This is a genomic window from Nitrosococcus watsonii C-113, assembly GCF_000143085.1.
GTDB lineage: Bacteria > Pseudomonadota > Gammaproteobacteria > Nitrosococcales > Nitrosococcaceae > Nitrosococcus > Nitrosococcus watsonii.
In genome coordinates, this window is record NC_014315.1 from 931,832 (window position 1) to 948,937 (window position 17,106).

General features: G+C 52.2%; 15 protein-coding genes and 1 pseudogene. 12 read left to right on the forward strand and 4 right to left on the reverse strand.

What is annotated here, in order from left to right:
- Window positions 1–14 precede the first annotated feature (14 nt).
- From NWAT_RS04410 to NWAT_RS04420, 3 genes are all read right to left on the reverse strand, one after another.
- Window positions 15–1,742: a monovalent cation:proton antiporter-2 (CPA2) family protein gene (locus tag NWAT_RS04410; RefSeq protein WP_013219943.1), complete on the reverse strand. Its 1,728-nt coding sequence runs from the start codon at window positions 1,740–1,742 to the stop codon at window positions 15–17.
- A gap of 524 nt (window positions 1,743–2,266) precedes the next feature.
- Entirely contained in the window at window positions 2,267–2,665 is a 399-nt protein-coding gene (locus NWAT_RS04415) for a transposase (protein WP_157679802.1), read from the reverse strand.
- Between the two features lie 30 nt (window positions 2,666–2,695).
- Window positions 2,696–3,082 carry an IS630 transposase-related protein gene (locus NWAT_RS04420; RefSeq protein WP_013219945.1) on the reverse strand — a complete coding sequence of 129 codons (387 nt, stop codon included), beginning with the start codon at window positions 3,080–3,082 and terminating at the stop codon, window positions 2,696–2,698.
- Between the two features lie 19 nt (window positions 3,083–3,101).
- Here NWAT_RS04420 and NWAT_RS17965 point away from each other — a divergent pair, with 19 nt between their 5' ends.
- Entirely contained in the window at window positions 3,102–3,395 is a 294-nt protein-coding gene (locus tag NWAT_RS17965) for an IS630 transposase-related protein (RefSeq protein WP_041350482.1), read from the forward strand.
- 180 nt (window positions 3,396–3,575) lie between these two features.
- Window positions 3,576–3,917 (forward strand): annotated as a pseudogene (locus NWAT_RS04430) (transposase); the annotation flags it as partial.
- A 169-nt stretch (window positions 3,918–4,086) separates the two neighbouring features.
- On the opposite strand, the gene NWAT_RS04435 reads toward NWAT_RS04430, so the two are convergent.
- Window positions 4,087–4,689, reverse strand: coding sequence for a hypothetical protein (locus NWAT_RS04435; RefSeq protein ID WP_013219946.1), 603 nt, complete (start codon window positions 4,687–4,689; stop codon window positions 4,087–4,089).
- Window positions 4,690–5,085: 396 nt separating this feature from the next.
- Here NWAT_RS04435 and NWAT_RS04440 point away from each other — a divergent pair, with 396 nt between their 5' ends.
- The 10 genes from NWAT_RS04440 (at window position 5,086) to NWAT_RS04485 (ending at window position 17,100) form a co-directional block, all read left to right on the forward strand.
- Window positions 5,086–5,571 (forward strand): L,D-transpeptidase, encoded by a 486-nt coding sequence (locus NWAT_RS04440; RefSeq protein ID WP_041350883.1) that lies wholly within the window; start codon window positions 5,086–5,088, stop codon window positions 5,569–5,571.
- 11 nt (window positions 5,572–5,582) lie between these two features.
- A complete protein-coding gene (nikB, locus tag NWAT_RS04445) occupies window positions 5,583–6,512 on the forward strand; it encodes a nickel ABC transporter permease (protein WP_013219948.1) in 930 nt (309 codons plus the stop codon).
- Entirely contained in the window at window positions 6,509–7,312 is an 804-nt protein-coding gene (locus NWAT_RS04450) for an ABC transporter permease (RefSeq protein WP_013219949.1), read from the forward strand. Before nikB ends, NWAT_RS04450 begins: the two co-directional genes overlap by 4 nt.
- A 12-nt stretch (window positions 7,313–7,324) precedes the next feature.
- Window positions 7,325–8,350 carry a beta-N-acetylhexosaminidase gene (nagZ, locus tag NWAT_RS04455; RefSeq protein ID WP_013219950.1) on the forward strand — a complete coding sequence of 342 codons (1,026 nt, stop codon included), beginning with the start codon at window positions 7,325–7,327 and terminating at the stop codon, window positions 8,348–8,350.
- Window positions 8,351–8,781: 431 nt separating this feature from the next.
- Window positions 8,782–9,561, forward strand: a complete 780-nt coding sequence (locus NWAT_RS04460; RefSeq protein ID WP_013219951.1) for an ABC transporter permease — start codon at window positions 8,782–8,784, stop codon at window positions 9,559–9,561.
- 97 nt (window positions 9,562–9,658) lie between these two features.
- Entirely contained in the window at window positions 9,659–10,753 is a 1,095-nt protein-coding gene (locus NWAT_RS04465; protein WP_408634626.1) for an ABC transporter ATP-binding protein, read from the forward strand.
- A 9-nt stretch (window positions 10,754–10,762) separates the two neighbouring features.
- Window positions 10,763–11,656 carry a lysophospholipid acyltransferase family protein gene (locus NWAT_RS04470; RefSeq protein WP_013219953.1) on the forward strand — a complete coding sequence of 298 codons (894 nt, stop codon included), beginning with the start codon at window positions 10,763–10,765 and terminating at the stop codon, window positions 11,654–11,656.
- 7 nt (window positions 11,657–11,663) lie between these two features.
- Entirely contained in the window at window positions 11,664–12,260 is a 597-nt protein-coding gene (locus NWAT_RS04475) for an acyltransferase (protein ID WP_013219954.1), read from the forward strand.
- A 138-nt stretch (window positions 12,261–12,398) separates the two neighbouring features.
- A complete protein-coding gene (locus tag NWAT_RS04480) occupies window positions 12,399–16,139 on the forward strand; it encodes a methyltransferase domain-containing protein (RefSeq protein ID WP_232420208.1) in 3,741 nt (1,246 codons plus the stop codon).
- Window positions 16,126–17,100, forward strand: a complete 975-nt coding sequence (locus tag NWAT_RS04485) for a glycosyltransferase family 2 protein (protein ID WP_232420209.1) — start codon at window positions 16,126–16,128, stop codon at window positions 17,098–17,100. Before NWAT_RS04480 ends, NWAT_RS04485 begins: the two co-directional genes overlap by 14 nt.
- The last annotated feature ends 6 nt before the right edge of the window (window positions 17,101–17,106 follow it).

Sequence of the window (17,106 nt, forward strand, 5' to 3'; positions counted from 1 at the left end):
CATAACTGGCTTTTTCATTTGTCTGTTGCTTTTCGCCGTTTGGCGAGCAAGGCCACAATGGGGGCATAGTCTTCGCGGCGTATTTCCTCTAAAGCCTGTTCCACGGCTTCCGGCGGAATCCCCCAGCATTTTAAGGTCAGGCTAGAAAGCTGCAAGCTGGCTTCTAGGGCTTCGGGAATTACCGCGGCGGCGCCGGCTTGGCGCAATTGCTTGCTCTGGATTTGATCCCGTCCCCGCACCAGAATTTCCAAATCGGGATAGGAACGGTGCAAGTCGCTGATTAAATACTGAGTCCTTTCCGGATGGTGATCCAGGGTCATCACCAACAAATGAGCCCATTCTAAACCTGCCGCTTTGAGCACATCAATCTGGGCGGCGCTGCCATAATAGACGCTATAGCCCTGTGCTTGTCCTTGGGCAACCTTAAAAGGGTCCACATCAAGGGCAATATAAGGCACATTATAGTTTTGCAGCAGCCGGGCTACCGTTTGTCCTACCCGTCCAAACCCTCCCACGATGACATGATTACGCAAATCCTCGCTAGCGGTTTGAATGCGCTCCTCTTGATTGGCTAGAGGCGGAGTCAGCCGGCGGGAGAGGTAGGCTCCCAGGCTTGCCAACCAGGGAGTCAGCACCATGCTGAGGCTGACAGTGACTAAGAGAAGCTGGCCGATCTCCGTAGGGATAATACCTAGAACCATGGCGAAGCCAAAGAGCACGAAAGCAAACTCGCCCCCTTGGGCTAGCAATAACCCAATATGAACGGCAGTAGCCATGGGAAAGCCAAACAACCGGCAGAAGAGGACAAGCACCGTGCATTTCAGGCTTAACAGGCTGAGCAGCAATAGTAGCACTGTGCCGATCTGGGTCCATACTAGCTGCAAGTCAATGGTCATCCCTACTGACATGAAGAAAAGCCCCAGGAATAGTCCTTTAAAGGGTTTGATATCGCCTTCCACCTGATGGCGGTATTGGGTTTCGGCTAGCAGCAGACCCGCTAGGAAAGCGCCTAGTTCCAGTGACAATCCCATGCGGCCAGTGGCCCAACTGGTGCCCAATACGATAAGCAAGGTGGTAGCGACGAAGAGTTCACGATTATGGGTGCGGGCCACCAGGTCATAGAGGGGGCTGAGCAGGAAACGGCCAATGAGAAAAATGACCAAAAGGGCGAGTATCGCCTTGATTCCCGCCAGTGCCATGGCTTTTCCAATATCGCTGCCATCACTCGCCAAGAGGGGCAATAGGGCCATAAAGGGCACCACCGCCAAATCTTGAAACAACAGCACGGAAAAGGCGCCACGGCCGGTGCGGCTGGCGCTTTCGCCCCGCTCGGCCAGTAACTGCATTACCATGGCGGTGGAGGAAAAGGCCAAGCCGCCACCAATTAGAATCGCGACTTCCATGGAACTGCCTAGCTGGTGAGCTCCATAGCCGATAAGCAAGGCGGTTACTAATACTTGAACGGTACCCAGGCCCAGTACCTCTCGGCGCATGTTCATTAACCGGAGAATGGATAATTCCAGGCCAATGGTAAACAAGAGAAAAATGACCCCAAATTCCGCCACATGGCCGATGTTTTCCACTTCCTTGATTAACCCCAGGACATGGGGGCCGATGATGGCGCCAGCGGCCAAATAGGCAAGGATGGGACTGACCCCCAGGGCTTGAAACAGGGGCACCAGTGCCACCGCGGCCGTCAGGAAAATCAGTACCGGGGTGAAATCAAAGCCGTGTTCCATCATGGAGATGCTCCTGGGTGTCTTTGTTGCGGGCCATGGGCAGGCAAGAGCATGAGCATAGCCTTTTCCCAGGGGAAAAGGTGGCAGCCTACGCTTAGCGCCATGGTCTATATATAAGTGGATGTTAGAACCGAGGCTGATTTTAGCAGATTACGGGCTTGAATCCGGTTTATCAGAGAATGCCCATGGAAAGACCCCTGGGGAAACCCTTCAGCGCCCAGATAGCGGGAGCCCTCATAATCCGGCTTTGCACGCTGTTTAGGAACAATATTCGGCTAAGGTGGTTGATTATCCCGTTCCCTGCGCCTGATCGCTCCAGCAACCCGTGGAGTTTTGGCGTTTCTGCAAATAAAGGTTCCCCAATCCTGGGAGAGCGTGCTGGAAAACAGCGGCCAGAGGCACGCTGGTTTATGGGCAGGCGGTTGGATTCTGCGGGGATTTGCCGTGTTACTAGAGAATTTTTCAAGGTACTTACCTAGCCGCCACACCATGATCTAAATGATCTAAGGAAAGTATAGTATATCTTATTAAGAATAGGAGATTATGAGTTCTTCAACGGTTGTTTCTACGGGCATGCCTTCGCGGCATTTTTTCATGGCGCTAAAGGATTGTTCGATGGGATTAAAATCTGGAGAATAAGGTGGCAAAGCCAGCATGGCATGGCCATGTTTTTTGAGAAGTGAGCGCATTGTCTTTTTGTTGTGCACGGGCGCATTATCTATGACCACAATGCTGGGGAGATCCAGCTCTTTGAGCAGAAATTTCTCTATCCACGCATTCACCGTTTTTCCTGTACAAGAGCCTGTAAAAACAAACGGTGCCAGCCATTCTTTGCCGCGCTGAGCCATAAGTAAATTGGTTCGCTTTTCCCGCTTTCCTTTGACATCAGCGTAGAGTTTTTGCCCGGCTGGCGCCCAGCCGCTCAAAAGTAAACAACGTTTTCAGAGCCATATTTCTTAATCATCTTGCGCAGGCGGCGTAAAAACCTCTGCCTTTTCATAAAGCTTCGCTCTAAATAACGGCGCTCTTTTTTTACTGATTTTTATCTTTGATAAAGCATGCCCCATTGAACTCGTGTGGACACCAAATACAGCCGCACGTTCACGTAAGAACATATCAGGATACTTCTTAACATGGGCACATAAGGCATCCTTGTCGATCTTGCGATGACGCATTTTTGGCGGTGGTTTCGGAGCAATCTCATCAAGCCTAAGCCAACGATAAATCGTGTCACGGGATACTTTGAAAATTCTGGCAGCTTCAACCTTGCCACCACCGTCTTCGATAAAGGATAAGACAGCTATCCTATGGGGCGTTTGATAAGTCATCCCTAATGATAACATGTCTGATTCTTATTAAGAAATACTATATTTCTTAGACTTTCGTAAAAATGTGGTGAGCTTTATCGAAGAGGGCGGAAGCCGGAGAGAAGCCGGGCGCCTATTCAAAATATCCCGTAACACACTATATCGCTGGTGGACGAGTGAAGGTTTATGCCCTAAGCGGCATGGGCCTCGTTATCGAAAGCTGGATAAGGCGGCATTAAAGGGCCATGTTCAGGATTATCCTGATGCTAAACTTTCAGAGCGCGGCGCTCACTTTGGCGTTCATACCCGTGCAATTGGGTCCAGTCTGCGCCAGAAAAAAAGCGCGTAGATATGCCGAAAACTGCCCTATGCAAAGGGCGAATTATCTTGCCCGATGGCGCTTCAAAAGTCACGGTCAGGAGAACAGTGTTTATTGTGATGAAAGCGGCTTTGAAAAACACAGCTATCGCCCGCATGGAGGGCACCAGGGGGCCAAAAAATTTAGGGAGATGTAGCGGGAAACAACCGCAAGGAGGTGAACTTCATCATCGCCCAGCGCAGAGAACAAGGGCTGGCACCGGTTATATTCAAAGGCTCTTGCAACACAGCTTGGGTTAATATGTGGCTAAAGGATTTTTTGCTTAAAGAATTAACAAAACCAAGCGTTATTGTGATGGATAATGCCCGCTTTCACAAAAAATCTGATATCAAAGCCATTTTTGAGAAAGCCGGGCATACCTCACTTCCACTCCCAACCTACTCACCCGATGTCAACCCCATTGAACCATCCTTTGCTCTACTCAAAAAACAAAGGCAGTTCTCAGGAGAAAATATCGAAAAACTCATGATGTCACAAAGTTATTTAGTATAACTATAGCAAGTTCATAACCTTACGACTCTACCATCGAGAGAGCCTTAAGACCGAGATGGTCTGCTTCAAGGTGAAGGGCGCGGTCTGCAAGCGTCCCGCTCGCTAAGGCACAATTAAAACTGAAAAAGGGGCCAGCCTTTTTGGGATGGTCCCTTTTTTCTATTTAAGATTAATCGCGGCTGCGGTTATGGGGCGAGATCTCAAACCTTCTATGCAGGTACAGGCCAAGGGTTATAATTCCGATTGCAATCAGCATCAACAGCCATATATAGGCCTCCAAATAGGAAACCACTATCAGGGCGATCGCGAGAAAGGCGCCGAGCACATAAAATCGCCAATCCACGTATATACCCATAAGAAAGGTGGTTTGCGCTACTAAAAGGAGAATTACTTGACCGATGCTTTGCTTGTTTAACGTGCCAAAATCCAAAAGCATATAGGCCAATTGCACGGCAACCAAAAGCGAGCCCCAATGAATGAGCTGAGTCTTCAGTAAGGCTTTCCACCTAACGCCTGTTCCTAGTTGGGCATGGGACCATTCCACGTAGAGGGAAGCAACTGCGAGCAAGGGTACCATCGCCAGCCAATATAAGTGGCCCGTCCCCCAAGAAGACTGCGAAATAGCAACTCCGATAAGGGAAAATATAATTAATCCATAAAACAGGTATTCATCCAGGGTTAACCGATTGAAGCTCTTTTTTTCGGCTTTTTCGGTTATCTCCGAAAGTCCGGATTCTTCTAATTCCTGCGTCTCGTTCTGTTTTGTTTTCATGAAGTATTTCTCCACGCAATGAAAATAAATGCTTTTATACAGTATTGGGTGGTAAGCGCCGGGTATCGTTGCTTGAAACTCATTATGAATGAGTCTTGGGTTTTTTGCAGAGGAATCTAGTTAAAAAATGTCTATGAATAGGCGTTGTTGAACTGCTTGTGAGATATTTAAGTATAGGTAAGCTGACTGGTTCTGGGTAGCCTAATAGTATTTCGCTCTTCCTAGATAGTGTCGTCACATATAATTAAGGTTAATGGCCTCCTTACTAAGCTTATAGCTGGGAGATGGATTTGTTTAGAGCAAATATATTTCCGCTTGCAATCCTGTACCCAAAAGCTGGTAGCTTGTGTTTCATGCCATACTTTGGGTTGGGGGGGGAGCAGTTTGGAAACGATCATAAAACCAGAGGCTTATATTTGTATCTATTTCTTGGAACAGCGGCTTATTCTAAGGAGGAGACGGAAAGTATTGTTTGAGTCGCCTGTCTCCCTGGCAAAAAACGGTTTAGGTGAGGAAATAGGGAGCGAGTGCACGCCTCGGGGGTGGCACCAGATCCGCGCTAAAGTTGGTGCCGGTTGTCCCGTGAATACCGTATTCCGGGGGCGGCGGCCAACAGGTGAGATTTATACTCCTGAGCTGGGGCGAGCCTATCCGGAGCGGGATTGGATATTAACGCGAATTTTATGGCTAGGTGGTTTGGAAGCGGGTAAAAATCGTTTCGGCAGGGTAGACACTCTGCGCCGGTATATTTATATCCATGGGGTTCCGGATGCAGCGGTTATGGGCCTGCCGGGTTCCCATGGCTGTATTCGCATCCATAACGGACCCGTGCTTGAATTGTTTAAGCAGGTAAGGCCGGGAATGCGGGTATTCATTAGCTAAGCGGTTTTCCAATGCAATATTTTTTCCTAAGCCGGCTGCTAAGCGCGGTGGTCGTGGTGCTTGGCGTGGCTTGCCTCGTTTTTTTGCTCATCCATTTTATTCCGGGTGATCCCGTGGAGGTTATGTTAGGGGAGGGCGCGCAGCCTGCTGATCGGCAAGCATTACGCCAAGTTTTAGGGCTGGATCGTCCCTTGCTGGTGCAATTGGGGCAATTTCTCCAAGGGTTAGCCCAATTGGATTTAGGGACTTCACTTTATTCTCAGCGGCCAGTGATGGAATTGCTGGCCGAACGTTTACCAGCAACCGTGGAACTGGCTCTAGCGGCGCTGTTAGTGGCGATACTGATTGCTTTTCCTCTGGGGGTATTGGCGGCGGTGCGCCGGGGGACCATTTGGGATCGGGCGGCGAGCGCCTTTGCCTTGCTCGGAGTTTCAGTGCCCAATTTCTGGCTGGGACCCATGCTGATCCTGGTTTTCTCCATCGGCTTAGGCTGGTTTCCAGTCAGCGGGCGGGCCGGGCTGAGTTCTTTGGTGTTGCCGGCCCTAACCCTGGGGAGCGCCCTGGCCGCCATTCTTTCCCGGATGGTGCGTGCTGCTCTGCTGGAAGTTTTGGGAGAAGACTATATCCGCACGGCAAAGGCCAAGGGTTTGTCGGCAAGGCGGGTAATATGGTGGCATGGGCTGCGCAATGCCTTGCTTCCGCTCATTACGGTGCTGGGTCTGCAACTAGGCGCTTTACTAGGAGGGGCCGTTATTACCGAAGTGGTATTTTCCTGGCCGGGAATCGGTCAACTTACGATAGAGTCTATTCAACGGCGGGATTATCCTGTGGTGCAAGGGTGCGTGCTGTTGATTAGCCTGTCTTATGTGGCCATCAATACCTTAACGGATCTTATTTATGGCTGGGCCGATCCGCGGGTGCGATTAGGCATTGGAGAATGAAGGGCGCGTGGTTGCCCACGGGAATCCTGCTGGTATGGGCGGCACTTGCCTTACTAGGACCTTGGTGGGGGCTACAACCTAATGCTATCCATTTAGAATGGATATTAAAACCTCCCTGTCCGGAATCCTGGTTGGGTTTCGATGATTTGGGCCGGCCCTTGTGGGATCGCTTGGTCGTTGGCGCCCGGACCTCTTTTCTAGTAGCGGTGGGTGTGGTGGCTACCGCCGGATTTCTTGGCACCTTAGTAGGAACCCTAAGTGGCTATCTGGGAGGTTGGTGGGATCATGGGATCGCCCGGATAATGGATATTTTTCTAGCGTTCCCCGGTATCTTGCTGGCTATTGCCCTGGCAGGCATTCTAGGGCCGGGGATTGACAATGTGGTATTTGCTTTGGCCGCGGTGGGATGGGTTGGCTATGCGCGCCTGGCACGGGCGCAGGTCCTGAGTCTTCGGCACTATGAACATATACAAGCGGCCATTGCCCTGGGAAGCGGAACCCTGCATATTGTGGGGCGGCATTTGTTGCCTTTGATTCTGGCGCCGTTGATTGTGGAGGCCACCTTTGGGGTGGCAGGGGTAGTCGTGGCGGAAGCGGGACTGTCTTTCCTTGGACTGGGAGTACAGCCGCCAGCGGCTTCTTGGGGCAGCATGATCCGGGATGGAACCCGTTATCTTCTGGTCGCACCCCATATGGTATTAGTCCCAGGAGTAGCGCTGATGTTGGTGGTATTGGCCATCAATCTCTTGGGAGATTGGCTGCGGGATCGGCTGGATGTAAGGCGGCCAAGAGGAAAATAGGGGAATTAAGCGATGACTCTAGGCCCTTTGATGGTTGATTTAAAAGGCGTAACCCTGGACTCGGAGGAACGGGCGTGGTTAGGGCATCCTTGGGTGGGCGGAGTCATTTTATTTAGCCGTAACTATGAATCGCCGGAACAAATCGCAGCGTTGATCAAGGCGATTCACGCACTCAAGAAACCTCGTCTATTGGTAGCTGTGGATCATGAAGGAGGACGTGTACAGCGTTTCCGGGATGGTTTTACCCTTTTACCGTCGGCCTCTCTCCTGGGTAAGCTTTATGATCGGGATCAGCGCCAAGCCCAGCGTTTAGCAATGACAACCGGCTGGCTAATGGCGGTTGAGTTGCGAGCAATTGGCGTTGATGTTAGTTTTGCCCCCGTCTTGGATTTAGCTCAGGGAGTCAGCGCGGTGATAGGGGATCGAGCCTTTCACGCAGAGCCTGACGCCGTGATAGCCTTAGCTAGAGCTTATATCCGAGGGATGGCCTGGGCGGGCATGGCTGCGGTGGGTAAACACTTTCCGGGACATGGGTCAGTGGTGGCCGACTCCCATACGGTGCTCCCCGTGGATGAACGTCCCTGGCGGCAGATTCGGGAGAGGGATCTCTTGCCCTTTGAATATCTGGTGAAAGCCGGCTTACCAGCAGTCATGCCCGCCCACGTGTGCTATGCTTCAGTGGATGCCCGCCCCGCCGGTTTTTCCCCTTTCTGGCTGGAGACCGTCTTGCGTGGGCAACTGGGCTTTCAAGGCGCCATTATTAGCGATGATTTGAGCATGGCTGGCGCAGCGGAAGTAGGGAATATGAGCGCGCGGGTACGGACGGTTTTAGGTGCCGGCTGCGATATGGCCTTAGTCTGTAATGATCCTGACGGTTATGCTCTCTTATTGGATGAGCTGAACGGGGACCCTTACCCTCAGATTCCCGCCCGCCTGCTTCGGCTCTATGGCCGCTATCCGCTAACCCGCTCCCGGTTATACCGTAGCCCCGCCTGGCAAAAAGCGGTGCGGACGCTTGCTGCCTACGGCAAGTTTTAGGAGGGATGGTCGCGAAGCTTGATTGGACTGCTAGCGACTTCAATTAAGGCCAGATCATTACTAAATAGCGCGTAAAGCATCGCCCAATGCGGGCGGTGATATAAGCGCCTTGCAGAACTATGGGCATCATCGTAAAATTCATCTTCTTAAAACCACCGGACGGGCGGGGTTAGCCTGTGGAGCGACCGGAACGGGGACAGCGGCCAGCGCCGATGTCTAGGGAAGGCGCGTTGAAGCAGGAAGGTTCCTGGGGCGACCCAAGAACCTCCGCCCAATCGGGCGGAGAGTGTCAGCGTGTATAGCTCGCACTTTGGATTGCGCAGTATTCTGCGGAACATGTTTCCCCATTATTTTCTTTTAGCCGCGGTCATGGGCTTGATGTCTTGTGAAGCATCGACATGCTGGCGGGAGCTGATCGGTGAGTCGCCGGTATGTTAATATGGCGACATCGTGCCCTTTTCCGGCGTTTTCTGGCGCGGGAAATTAAAAGCCGGTATCTTGGCAGTATCAGCGGTTATTTCTGGGTTCTGGTTCAGCCGCTGGCCCAGCTCGCTTTGTATTCCCTGGTTTTTACCACTATTTTTAAGGTTCGCTTTCCGGAGCTCGAGCAGCACAGCTTTGTGGAGTTTGTCGCCATTGCCCTATGGCCTTGGGTCGCCTTTCATGAGGGGGTTATGCGGGCAACGACGGCGATCACTAATAATGCGGGGCTGATTAGAAAAATTGCCCTGCCCCATGAGCTGCTGGTGTATGCGGCGGTGGGCGGCAGCTATATCGTCCATGGAGTAGGCTTTTTGCTGGTGTTAGGGGTGCTCACGATGCTTAGTGCCGAGTTGTTTCTGAATACTTTGCCGCTGGTGTTGGGGTTGTGGGGGCTACTTTTGTTGCTGACCCTGGGGATAGCCCTGATTCTGTCGGCGCTGCAAGTTTTTTTGAAAGATATTGAACATCTGCTTGCCCCGGTGTTCATGCTTTTATTTTACGCTTCGCCGATTTTATATCCCCTCTCGTTAGTGCCAGACCCTTTCCATACCTTGATTATGGCTAATCCCTTGAGCTATTTCCTCGACCGTTTACGGGCCTTGCTGATGTTTGGGGAGTGGGTTCCCAGTGGAGCCGATATCCTGGCATTGCTGGGCAGTGGGCTGATCTTTATAGTGGGATTGCGATTGTTCCGGCGTTGTGCCGGCCGGTTCGAGGAATTTTTATAGCGTGGCCCCGCAACTTCTGGTAAAGCTGGACAACGTCAATAAGTGTTACCCGAAGCTGACCTCATCCCGGGAGCGATTGCAGGCGCTATGGGCCGTATTGCGGGGAAAGGGGGAATATGCCAGTCATCCCGTACTCCAGGATATCTCCCTGGAAGTTTATCAAGGGGAAACCCTGGGGATTATCGGTGAGAACGGCGCGGGTAAATCCACTTTGCTCAAGCATATTGCCGGCGTGGTTAAACCTTCTTCCGGCAAGGTGTGGGTCTCTGGCCGGATTGGCGCTTTGCTGGAGTTGGGCGCAGGCTTTCATCCCGAGTACACAGGGCGAGAAAATCTACAGCTTTCCGGCGCCTTGATGGGCATGAGCGATGCCGAACTGCAGGATAAATTGGCGGGAATTATCGAGTTTGCGGATATCGGCGATTATATTGACGAGCCTATTAAACACTACTCCTCCGGCATGGTGGTACGGCTTGGGTTTGCCTTGATTACCGCGTCACGACCTGATTTGCTCATTACTGATGAAGTCCTGGCGGTGGGCGATGAGTCGTTTCAGAAAAAATGCACCCGCTGGATGGAAGACTACCTTGGTAATGGCGGAACCTTGCTGCTGTGTTCCCATAGCATGTTCCATGTCCAGAAACTTTGCCAGAAAGCGTGCTGGATAAAGGAAGGGCGTATGGTGTCCTATGGCGAAGCGTTTCAGGTGACCCAAGCATACCTGGCTTACCATGAGGAGAAGTCCCGCCAGGAAGTTCGCCCCCAGGCCGCTTTATCGGCTGCGGCTTACCAGGTAAAGGTTGTATGGCTGCAAGGGGAAAAAGAGGGAGGGCTGGCGGTGATTCCCATGGGGGAAGATCTTGAGGTTAGAGGTGAGGTCTATTCTCCCGATGATAGGGCACCGACTGTGGCGGTGGGGATTATACGGATCAATGGCACCGAAATTTATGGCTTTACCTCCGATGTGGATGGGGTTGTGCTGAAACGTCAACAGCCCACCTGTTTTGCTTTTGCGCTGACTTTTCCCCGGCTGGCGCTTTTGCCGGGTAGGTACAAACTTTGCACCCATGCCATGGACCCCGAGGGAATGCGGTTGTTCGATGTGGTGGAAAGGGAGTTTCAGGTGGTGGGCCAGACTCGCGAGCTGGGGGTGTGCCGCCTGGCGCATGAGTGGCGAGAAAATCCACCTTAGAAACGCGCTGTGGGATTATTAAGTAGGCTGCGGCGGGAATTCAAGGATCTGCTGGAATTGGTAGTGTTGCCAGGAACCGCCATTTTTCTTCCTTGGCCTTGGTGTTTCCGATTCTACCGCTATTGTAGCCAGCAATCCTGGTTGTATCGGGCGTTGACGGAGCAGTCCCTGGCGGCGGCCCGGAAAATCATCCCTATAGATGATCCCGCCCGCTGGTGCGCAACTTACCGGTTAACCCAGTTAGTGGATCATGGCGATTTGTATCTTTCCCGTTTTCGCTCGGATCGCTGGTTGAGAAAATATCTCGACCTTACTGGAGCGAATTGGCCTAAGCACCCCTCCTTCTTGGCCATTACCTTCCATTGGGGAACGGGATTGTGGTCGCTGCGCCATCTGCGCAGCCACGGGATAGCTACGGCCTTTTTATCCGCCCGCTTTGATAAAAGCAGCTTTGTTAAACGGCGGATAGCATATTATTATTCCCGCTTGCGGACGAGGGAAGTGGAAAGAGCGGGGTTAACCAAAGTGATTTATAAAGGGGGCAGCGTGCCTCGTCTTCTGGAAGCTTTTCGCCAGGGGAAAGCGGTGGCGGCGCTGATTGATGTGCCTCCCCGCGAAGTGGGGACGTGTTTGCCTGTTACCCTTTTTCAACGCCGGGCTTGGTGGCCCAGCGGGTTGATAGGGCTAGCGGTAAGAGAGCATATCCCGGTAGTGGCTTTCACGGTGGCTCTGGACCCGGAGACGGGACGGCGGTGTTTGCATATTACGGCGCCCCTACCCGCCCATGATCCCCAGCAACTCGCGGAAGTCTTGGCGGGCTACTTTTCTGAGGCAATGTCACGGGATTCCCCAGCTTGGCATTTTTGGTGGTTAGTGGAAGAATTTTTTAAATACGAAATTTAGGGTAGGGATGAGTGATTTTCAGGGCTTTCCTCCTTTTGCCGAGCATTACCCTGGGGTCGACAAACTCGGCAAAAATTGCCGGATTAGCCCCACTGTCAGTGTCATGCGAATAGGCCGTCCATGCCTGGATAGAGGGATTTTTCTTGGGGATGAGGTGGTTTTGTTTGATTATGTCCGCTTAGTGTTAGGTGATCTGGGATTATCACCGGAAACTAAATTGATCCTAGGTAATCGGGCCATTATCAATGTGGGGAGCTATCTTTCTGGCGAAGGGGGCCTCATCATTGGGGATGAGGTGTTGGTGGGCCCCCATGTGCGGATTTTATCCGCGGGTCATCAAATCCATGGGGGGAGCTCTTCCATTGCTCGTAACCCCATTACCCACCAACCCATTCATATTGGCAAAGGCGCCTGGATTGGGGCAGGCAGCACCCTCTTGCAAGGTATTACCGTCGGGGAGGGAGGCGTGGTGGGCGCTGGCAGCGTAGTGACCAAAAGTGTTCCTCCCCATGCCGTTGTTGTCGGTAATCCCGCGCGGATCAAGCGTTACCGGCGCGGCCATGGTGTTGGCAAGGGGTGGCGTTTTTGTTGGCGCAAGCAGTAAAAATTAAGCCATATCTGTTGGTTAATAGTTAAAAAACGCGTCCCTGGCTAGCATAGTTAGTTACCATTGTTAAAATTTCTTTCAATTTCTCTTTTTTTTACCCGCACCATGAATAGTAACGCCCCATTCAGCAAGTCAATGCCGGTTTCTTCTCCACCCTTAAAAGAACATTTATACATCCGAGAATTTGATCCCCAGGGAGAAGATTCCCTGGCTAAAATTGCTCGCCTTATCCGGCCCCATACTCAGGTATTGGATTTGGGCACGGGACCCGGCATTCTAGGGAAATATTTGTCTACGGCGTTAGGCTGCATCGTGGATGGCGTGGAAATGAGCGGGGACCAGGTACAACTTGCAAAACCCTTTTATCGGTATTTACGGATGGCTGATTTGGAGACAGCGCGGCTAGCGGCGCTTTTTCCGGGCCACGGAGCGGGAAATGAGACGGAATATTCAATAGATACTAGCAGCACCGACTCTAAGGAAGATACGCATCACCGCTACGACTACATCGTCTGCGCCGATGTTCTTGAGCATCTGAAAAATCCTGGTGCCGTGGTCTCCCAATTGCCCACCTTGTTAAAACCAAATGGCCGGGTTTTGTTGTCTATTCCCAATATCGCCCATGCGGGCGTGATTGCCGAGTTGCTAGTGGGGGAGTTTCGTTACCGTCCAGAGGGATTACTGGACTCGACCCATTTACGCTTTTTTACCCGCCAGTCCTTGCTGGAATTTCTGAACTGCCATGGCTTGGTGCCCCTGTCGATGGAAGGGATACCCTGTGATATCAGGGCGAGCGAATTTCGAAGCTACTATGTGGAGACACTGCCGCCTGCTATTTACCGTTTATTGCAAGCCTATCCCGATGCTTTAACCTATCAATTTATTGTTGAAGCAGCGCCGGGCGTCCAGGCTGCAAAAAAACTGGCGGCAGAACCCACGGCGCCTGAATTTCACTTTGCCTGCCGGCTTTATTGGCGTACGGGAGGAGCTGAATATCAGGAAGAAAATAGTCGCTATGTGCTGGGTTGCATCGGTAAGGAGCACCAGACGATTCGGTTTTCTATGCCTGCCCTACCGGAAATTCCCATGGGGATACGGATCGCTCCCGCTGAGCGCCCAGGGTTTATGCAAATTCACCAAATTGCCCTCTACGATAAGGAAGAGCAGGGTATTTGGCAATGGCCAGGGAATACCGCTCATTTGCCGGTCGTTAATACCCACCAGATGGAATTTTCCCATGGCTGGAGCGCTCTTCTAGGAGTCAACGCGGTTTTAATGGGCAAGGACCCCTCTTTTGAATTGTCTCTTGAAGAATCGGCGCTAGCCTCTTTGCAAGCAGGTGGAACGCTAGAGTTGCAGATTTCATGGCCCTTGTCCGCTGATTTCATGGCGCTAACGCAACGCCTGGAGCAAAAAGATCGGGAGCTACAAGCGCGGGAGGAATTACTGCGGGAAAAAGAGCGTCTCCTGGTTCATCGTGACCGCCAATTAGAAGAAAAAGAGCGGCTACTAGAAGCTGGCAGGCAGGTTTTGCATGGGCTTCATGAACAACTGGCGGAGCAGCAGCGGGTGCTCACCGTCCATGAACAGCAGCTAGCGGAAACCAATGCCTTGGCCGATTACTTAAAGGCTCGGTTAGACCATCAAGAGAGTTGGCGCGGTTGGGCGCGGCGTCCTTTCCGGCCTTTGAAGCGCTGGTATCTAAAACGGCCCGAGGTTGAAACGGACGGCTCCCAACTTATTGACATCATCATTCCCGTTTATAATGCCTATGAGTATCTACGGGACTGCTTAGAGCGCCTGCGCCTCTGTACTCAGGAGCCTTACCGGCTGGTGCTTATCGATGATGCCTCAACGGACAGCCGTATTCAGACTCTATTTGAGGAGCTTGAGGCGGCGGGGGAGGAAGATATTCTGTTGCTGCGTAACGAATATAACCAGGGGTTTGTAGCTACCGCCAACCGGGGAATGTCCCTCGGCGCTAACGATGTGGTGCTGTTGAATTCCGATACCTTGGTAACCAGGAATTGGTTGGAAAAACTCAAACGTTGCGCCGCCTCGGACCCAAAAATAGGTACCATTACTCCTTTTACCAATCATGGGGAGATTTGTTCTTTTCCGGAGTTTTGCCGGGAAAATCCTTTGCCCGACGATCCGGAATTGATCAACGAGGCCATGGATCGCCTGGATCTTGCCGTTTACCCGGATATTCCCACCGGGGTTGGTTTTTGCCTTTATATTCGCCGAGCCCTTATCCAGCAGGTGGGTTTATTCGATGAAGCGGCATTTGGCCGGGGGTATGGAGAAGAAAATGACCTATGCTTGCGGGCGGCGCAAGCCGGTTTCCGGAATGTGCTCTGTAGCGATGCCTATGTAGCCCATGTGGGGGGAGGCTCCTTTGGCCAGGAAAAAAGCGCCGTCGGGGAAAAGCAAATGGCGGTGCTACTCAATAAACACCCCACTTACCTGGAGCAAGTCGACGACTTTATAAAAGGAGATCCCCTTAAACCCCTTCGGCAGTTAATTCAAAGTCAGTTAGAAAAGGCCGCTCCTTCCAGAAAGCCCGCTGTCTTGCATGTGATGCATGGCCACGGCGGGCCCGCCGTTTCCCAGGGCCGGGGCGGAGGGATAGGGATGTATATCGAACATTTAACGGCCTGCCTTGCTGGTGAATTCCGGCATTATGGGTTGATTGCCCAGGGGCAAGCATGGACTCTAAAAGAGCTTTTTTCCGGGAAAGAGGGGCAAGGTTATTGCTTTCAGCGACAGGATAACGAAACCTGGACGGCTTTTTTGGAGGGGATTTGCGCTTGGCTGGACGTTAAGCTGTGTCATATTCATCAAATTGCCGGTTGCCGCGATGGTTTGCTGGAAGCTTTTGCCGGGACGGCGATTCCCTATGGGGTCAGTATTCACGATTTTCTTTTGGCGTGTCCAACGGTGAACCTTTTGGATAGCAAGGGACATTACTGCCATGGCGTCACCGATATTGACCAGTGCCAGCAATGCCTCGGGGAACAGGCTTCCTTCGCTGCTATTAATATTGGAGAATGGCGGCGGCGGCATGAAAGTTTTTTAGCCAAGACCGCTTTCGTGCTTGCTCCCTCGGTCTGGGCTCAGCGCACTTTTAATAATTATTTTCCTGGGGTTCCGGTCACTTTCATCCCTAATTTTCAGCAGCCCAGGTTATCTAGGCACAGGGGAGGGAATATCCGTGGCTTCTTGCTCCCACAAGATGATATAAAGTCGATTGGTCTGCTGGGCGCTATCGGGCCGGTGAAAGGCGCTAGACAGTTGGAACAGTTAGTGGAAAGAACCCGGGAGCGGCAATTGCCCTTGCGCTGGGTAGTGATTGGCTACACGGATCGGCAGGGGGACCCCCCTGTGCCTTACCAGAGCGAGGATCAGATAGTAACGCTCCATGGCCCTTATAGGCAGGCAGATCTGCCAGTCCTGCTGGATCATTACGCTATCTCTTTGGTGGTCTTTCCTTCGGCGGGTCCAGAAACTTTTTCTTATACGCTCTCAGAAGCTTGGGCAGCCGGCCGACCGGTGTTGGTGCCTCCTATTGGGGCGTTGCAAGAACGGGTGGCAGAGTCTGGCGCTGGCTGGATCATGGAGGATTGGCAAGATATGGACAGGATTTTGGACCGGGTAATGGCTTTGGTTTATCCGGAAGTGGCGGAATCCCTGCTGTCAATTCAGGAACGTGTGGAACAGGCTAATCGCCAGCAGGCGGATCAATCGTGTTCTGCAAGCCTTTTGATTGCTGAAATCTACCGGCGCGCTTTTACCGCTTCTCCGCCGCCTGGGTTAATTAGCCTGAGCTCCTTGCGGGTTTATGAGGCAGCGTGCCAGGAGCATGATAGGGATTGAAAAAGAGAGCGGAACTGGAGAAAGTCTTATCATGGGTGGGTTAGCAAGGGCGGTGATTGAATGTCCCAGCATTATTGCGATCATTGTCACTTACGAACCGGACCTTGAGGCGCTGGAGCGGCTGCTCCTTGCCCTGTTTTCCCAAGTCGAAGCGGTGGTGGTAGTCGACAATGGTTCAAGTGAAGATATGCGCCAATGGCTCAAGCGATTGAATATTGCTAGCCTCCATTGTGCGGCGTTACCCGAAAACCAGGGAGTCGCTGCGGCTCAGAATGAGGGCATCGCTTGGGCGAAAGAGCAGGGCGCTACCCATGTGGTCCTGTTTGACCAGGACAGTGTGCCCGCTCCCGATATGGTTGCCCGGTTGTACGGGGCATGGCGGCAACTGGAGCAGGACGGGCTATCCGTGTGCGCCGTGGGTCCTAATTACCAGGATTTAAGGCGACCTAAAACGTCGCCGTTTGTTCGGGTGCGGGGATTAATGATTAGCCGCTGCCAGTGCCGAAAGGAGGGCGATGTGCTGGAAGTAGATCATTTAATTTCCTCCGGGAGCCTGATCCCGATGATGGTGTTGGATGCCGTGGGAGGTATGGTGGAGGGGTTGTTTATTGATTACATTGATACCGAGTGGGTATTGCGCGCCCAGCGCAGGGGTTATCGGGCTTATGGTATTTGCGGCGCCAGAATGAGCCATGTTCTAGGAAATAAGTCAATTCGCTTTCTGGGCCGTGAAGTTGTAGCGCGTAGCCCCTTGAGGCATTATTATCTGTTCCGTAATGCGCTTTGGCTTTACCGGCAAAGCTGGGTGCCTTGGGGGTGGAAACTGGCGGACGGGTTCCGTTTGCTACAACGTTTTTGTTTCTATGCTTTATTTGCTCCACCCCGGTTGCAGCAGGTGAAAATGATGACCCTGGGGCTTTGCCATGGCCTGTGGGGCCGTCAAGGGAAATATCCTGCCTGAGAGAAA

Excerpts from the sequence above, each read along its gene's own strand:
- NWAT_RS04410 (WP_013219943.1), bottom strand. The coding sequence starts at position 1,742 with ATGATGGAACACGGCTTTGATTTCACCCCGGTACTGATTTTCCTGACG.
- NWAT_RS04420 (WP_013219945.1), bottom strand. The coding sequence starts at position 3,082 with ATGTTATCATTAGGGATGACTTATCAAACGCCCCATAGGATAGCTGTC.
- NWAT_RS04435 (WP_013219946.1), bottom strand. The coding sequence starts at position 4,689 with ATGAAAACAAAACAGAACGAGACGCAGGAATTAGAAGAATCCGGACTT.
- nikB (WP_013219948.1), top strand. The coding sequence starts at position 5,583 with ATGCAATATTTTTTCCTAAGCCGGCTGCTAAGCGCGGTGGTCGTGGTG.
- NWAT_RS04450 (WP_013219949.1), top strand. The coding sequence starts at position 6,509 with ATGAAGGGCGCGTGGTTGCCCACGGGAATCCTGCTGGTATGGGCGGCA.
- nagZ (WP_013219950.1), top strand. The coding sequence starts at position 7,325 with ATGACTCTAGGCCCTTTGATGGTTGATTTAAAAGGCGTAACCCTGGAC.
- NWAT_RS04460 (WP_013219951.1), top strand. The coding sequence starts at position 8,782 with ATGTTAATATGGCGACATCGTGCCCTTTTCCGGCGTTTTCTGGCGCGG.
- NWAT_RS04475 (WP_013219954.1), top strand. The coding sequence starts at position 11,664 with ATGAGTGATTTTCAGGGCTTTCCTCCTTTTGCCGAGCATTACCCTGGG.
- NWAT_RS04480 (WP_232420208.1), top strand. The coding sequence starts at position 12,399 with ATGCCGGTTTCTTCTCCACCCTTAAAAGAACATTTATACATCCGAGAA.
- NWAT_RS04485 (WP_232420209.1), top strand. The coding sequence starts at position 16,126 with ATGATAGGGATTGAAAAAGAGAGCGGAACTGGAGAAAGTCTTATCATG.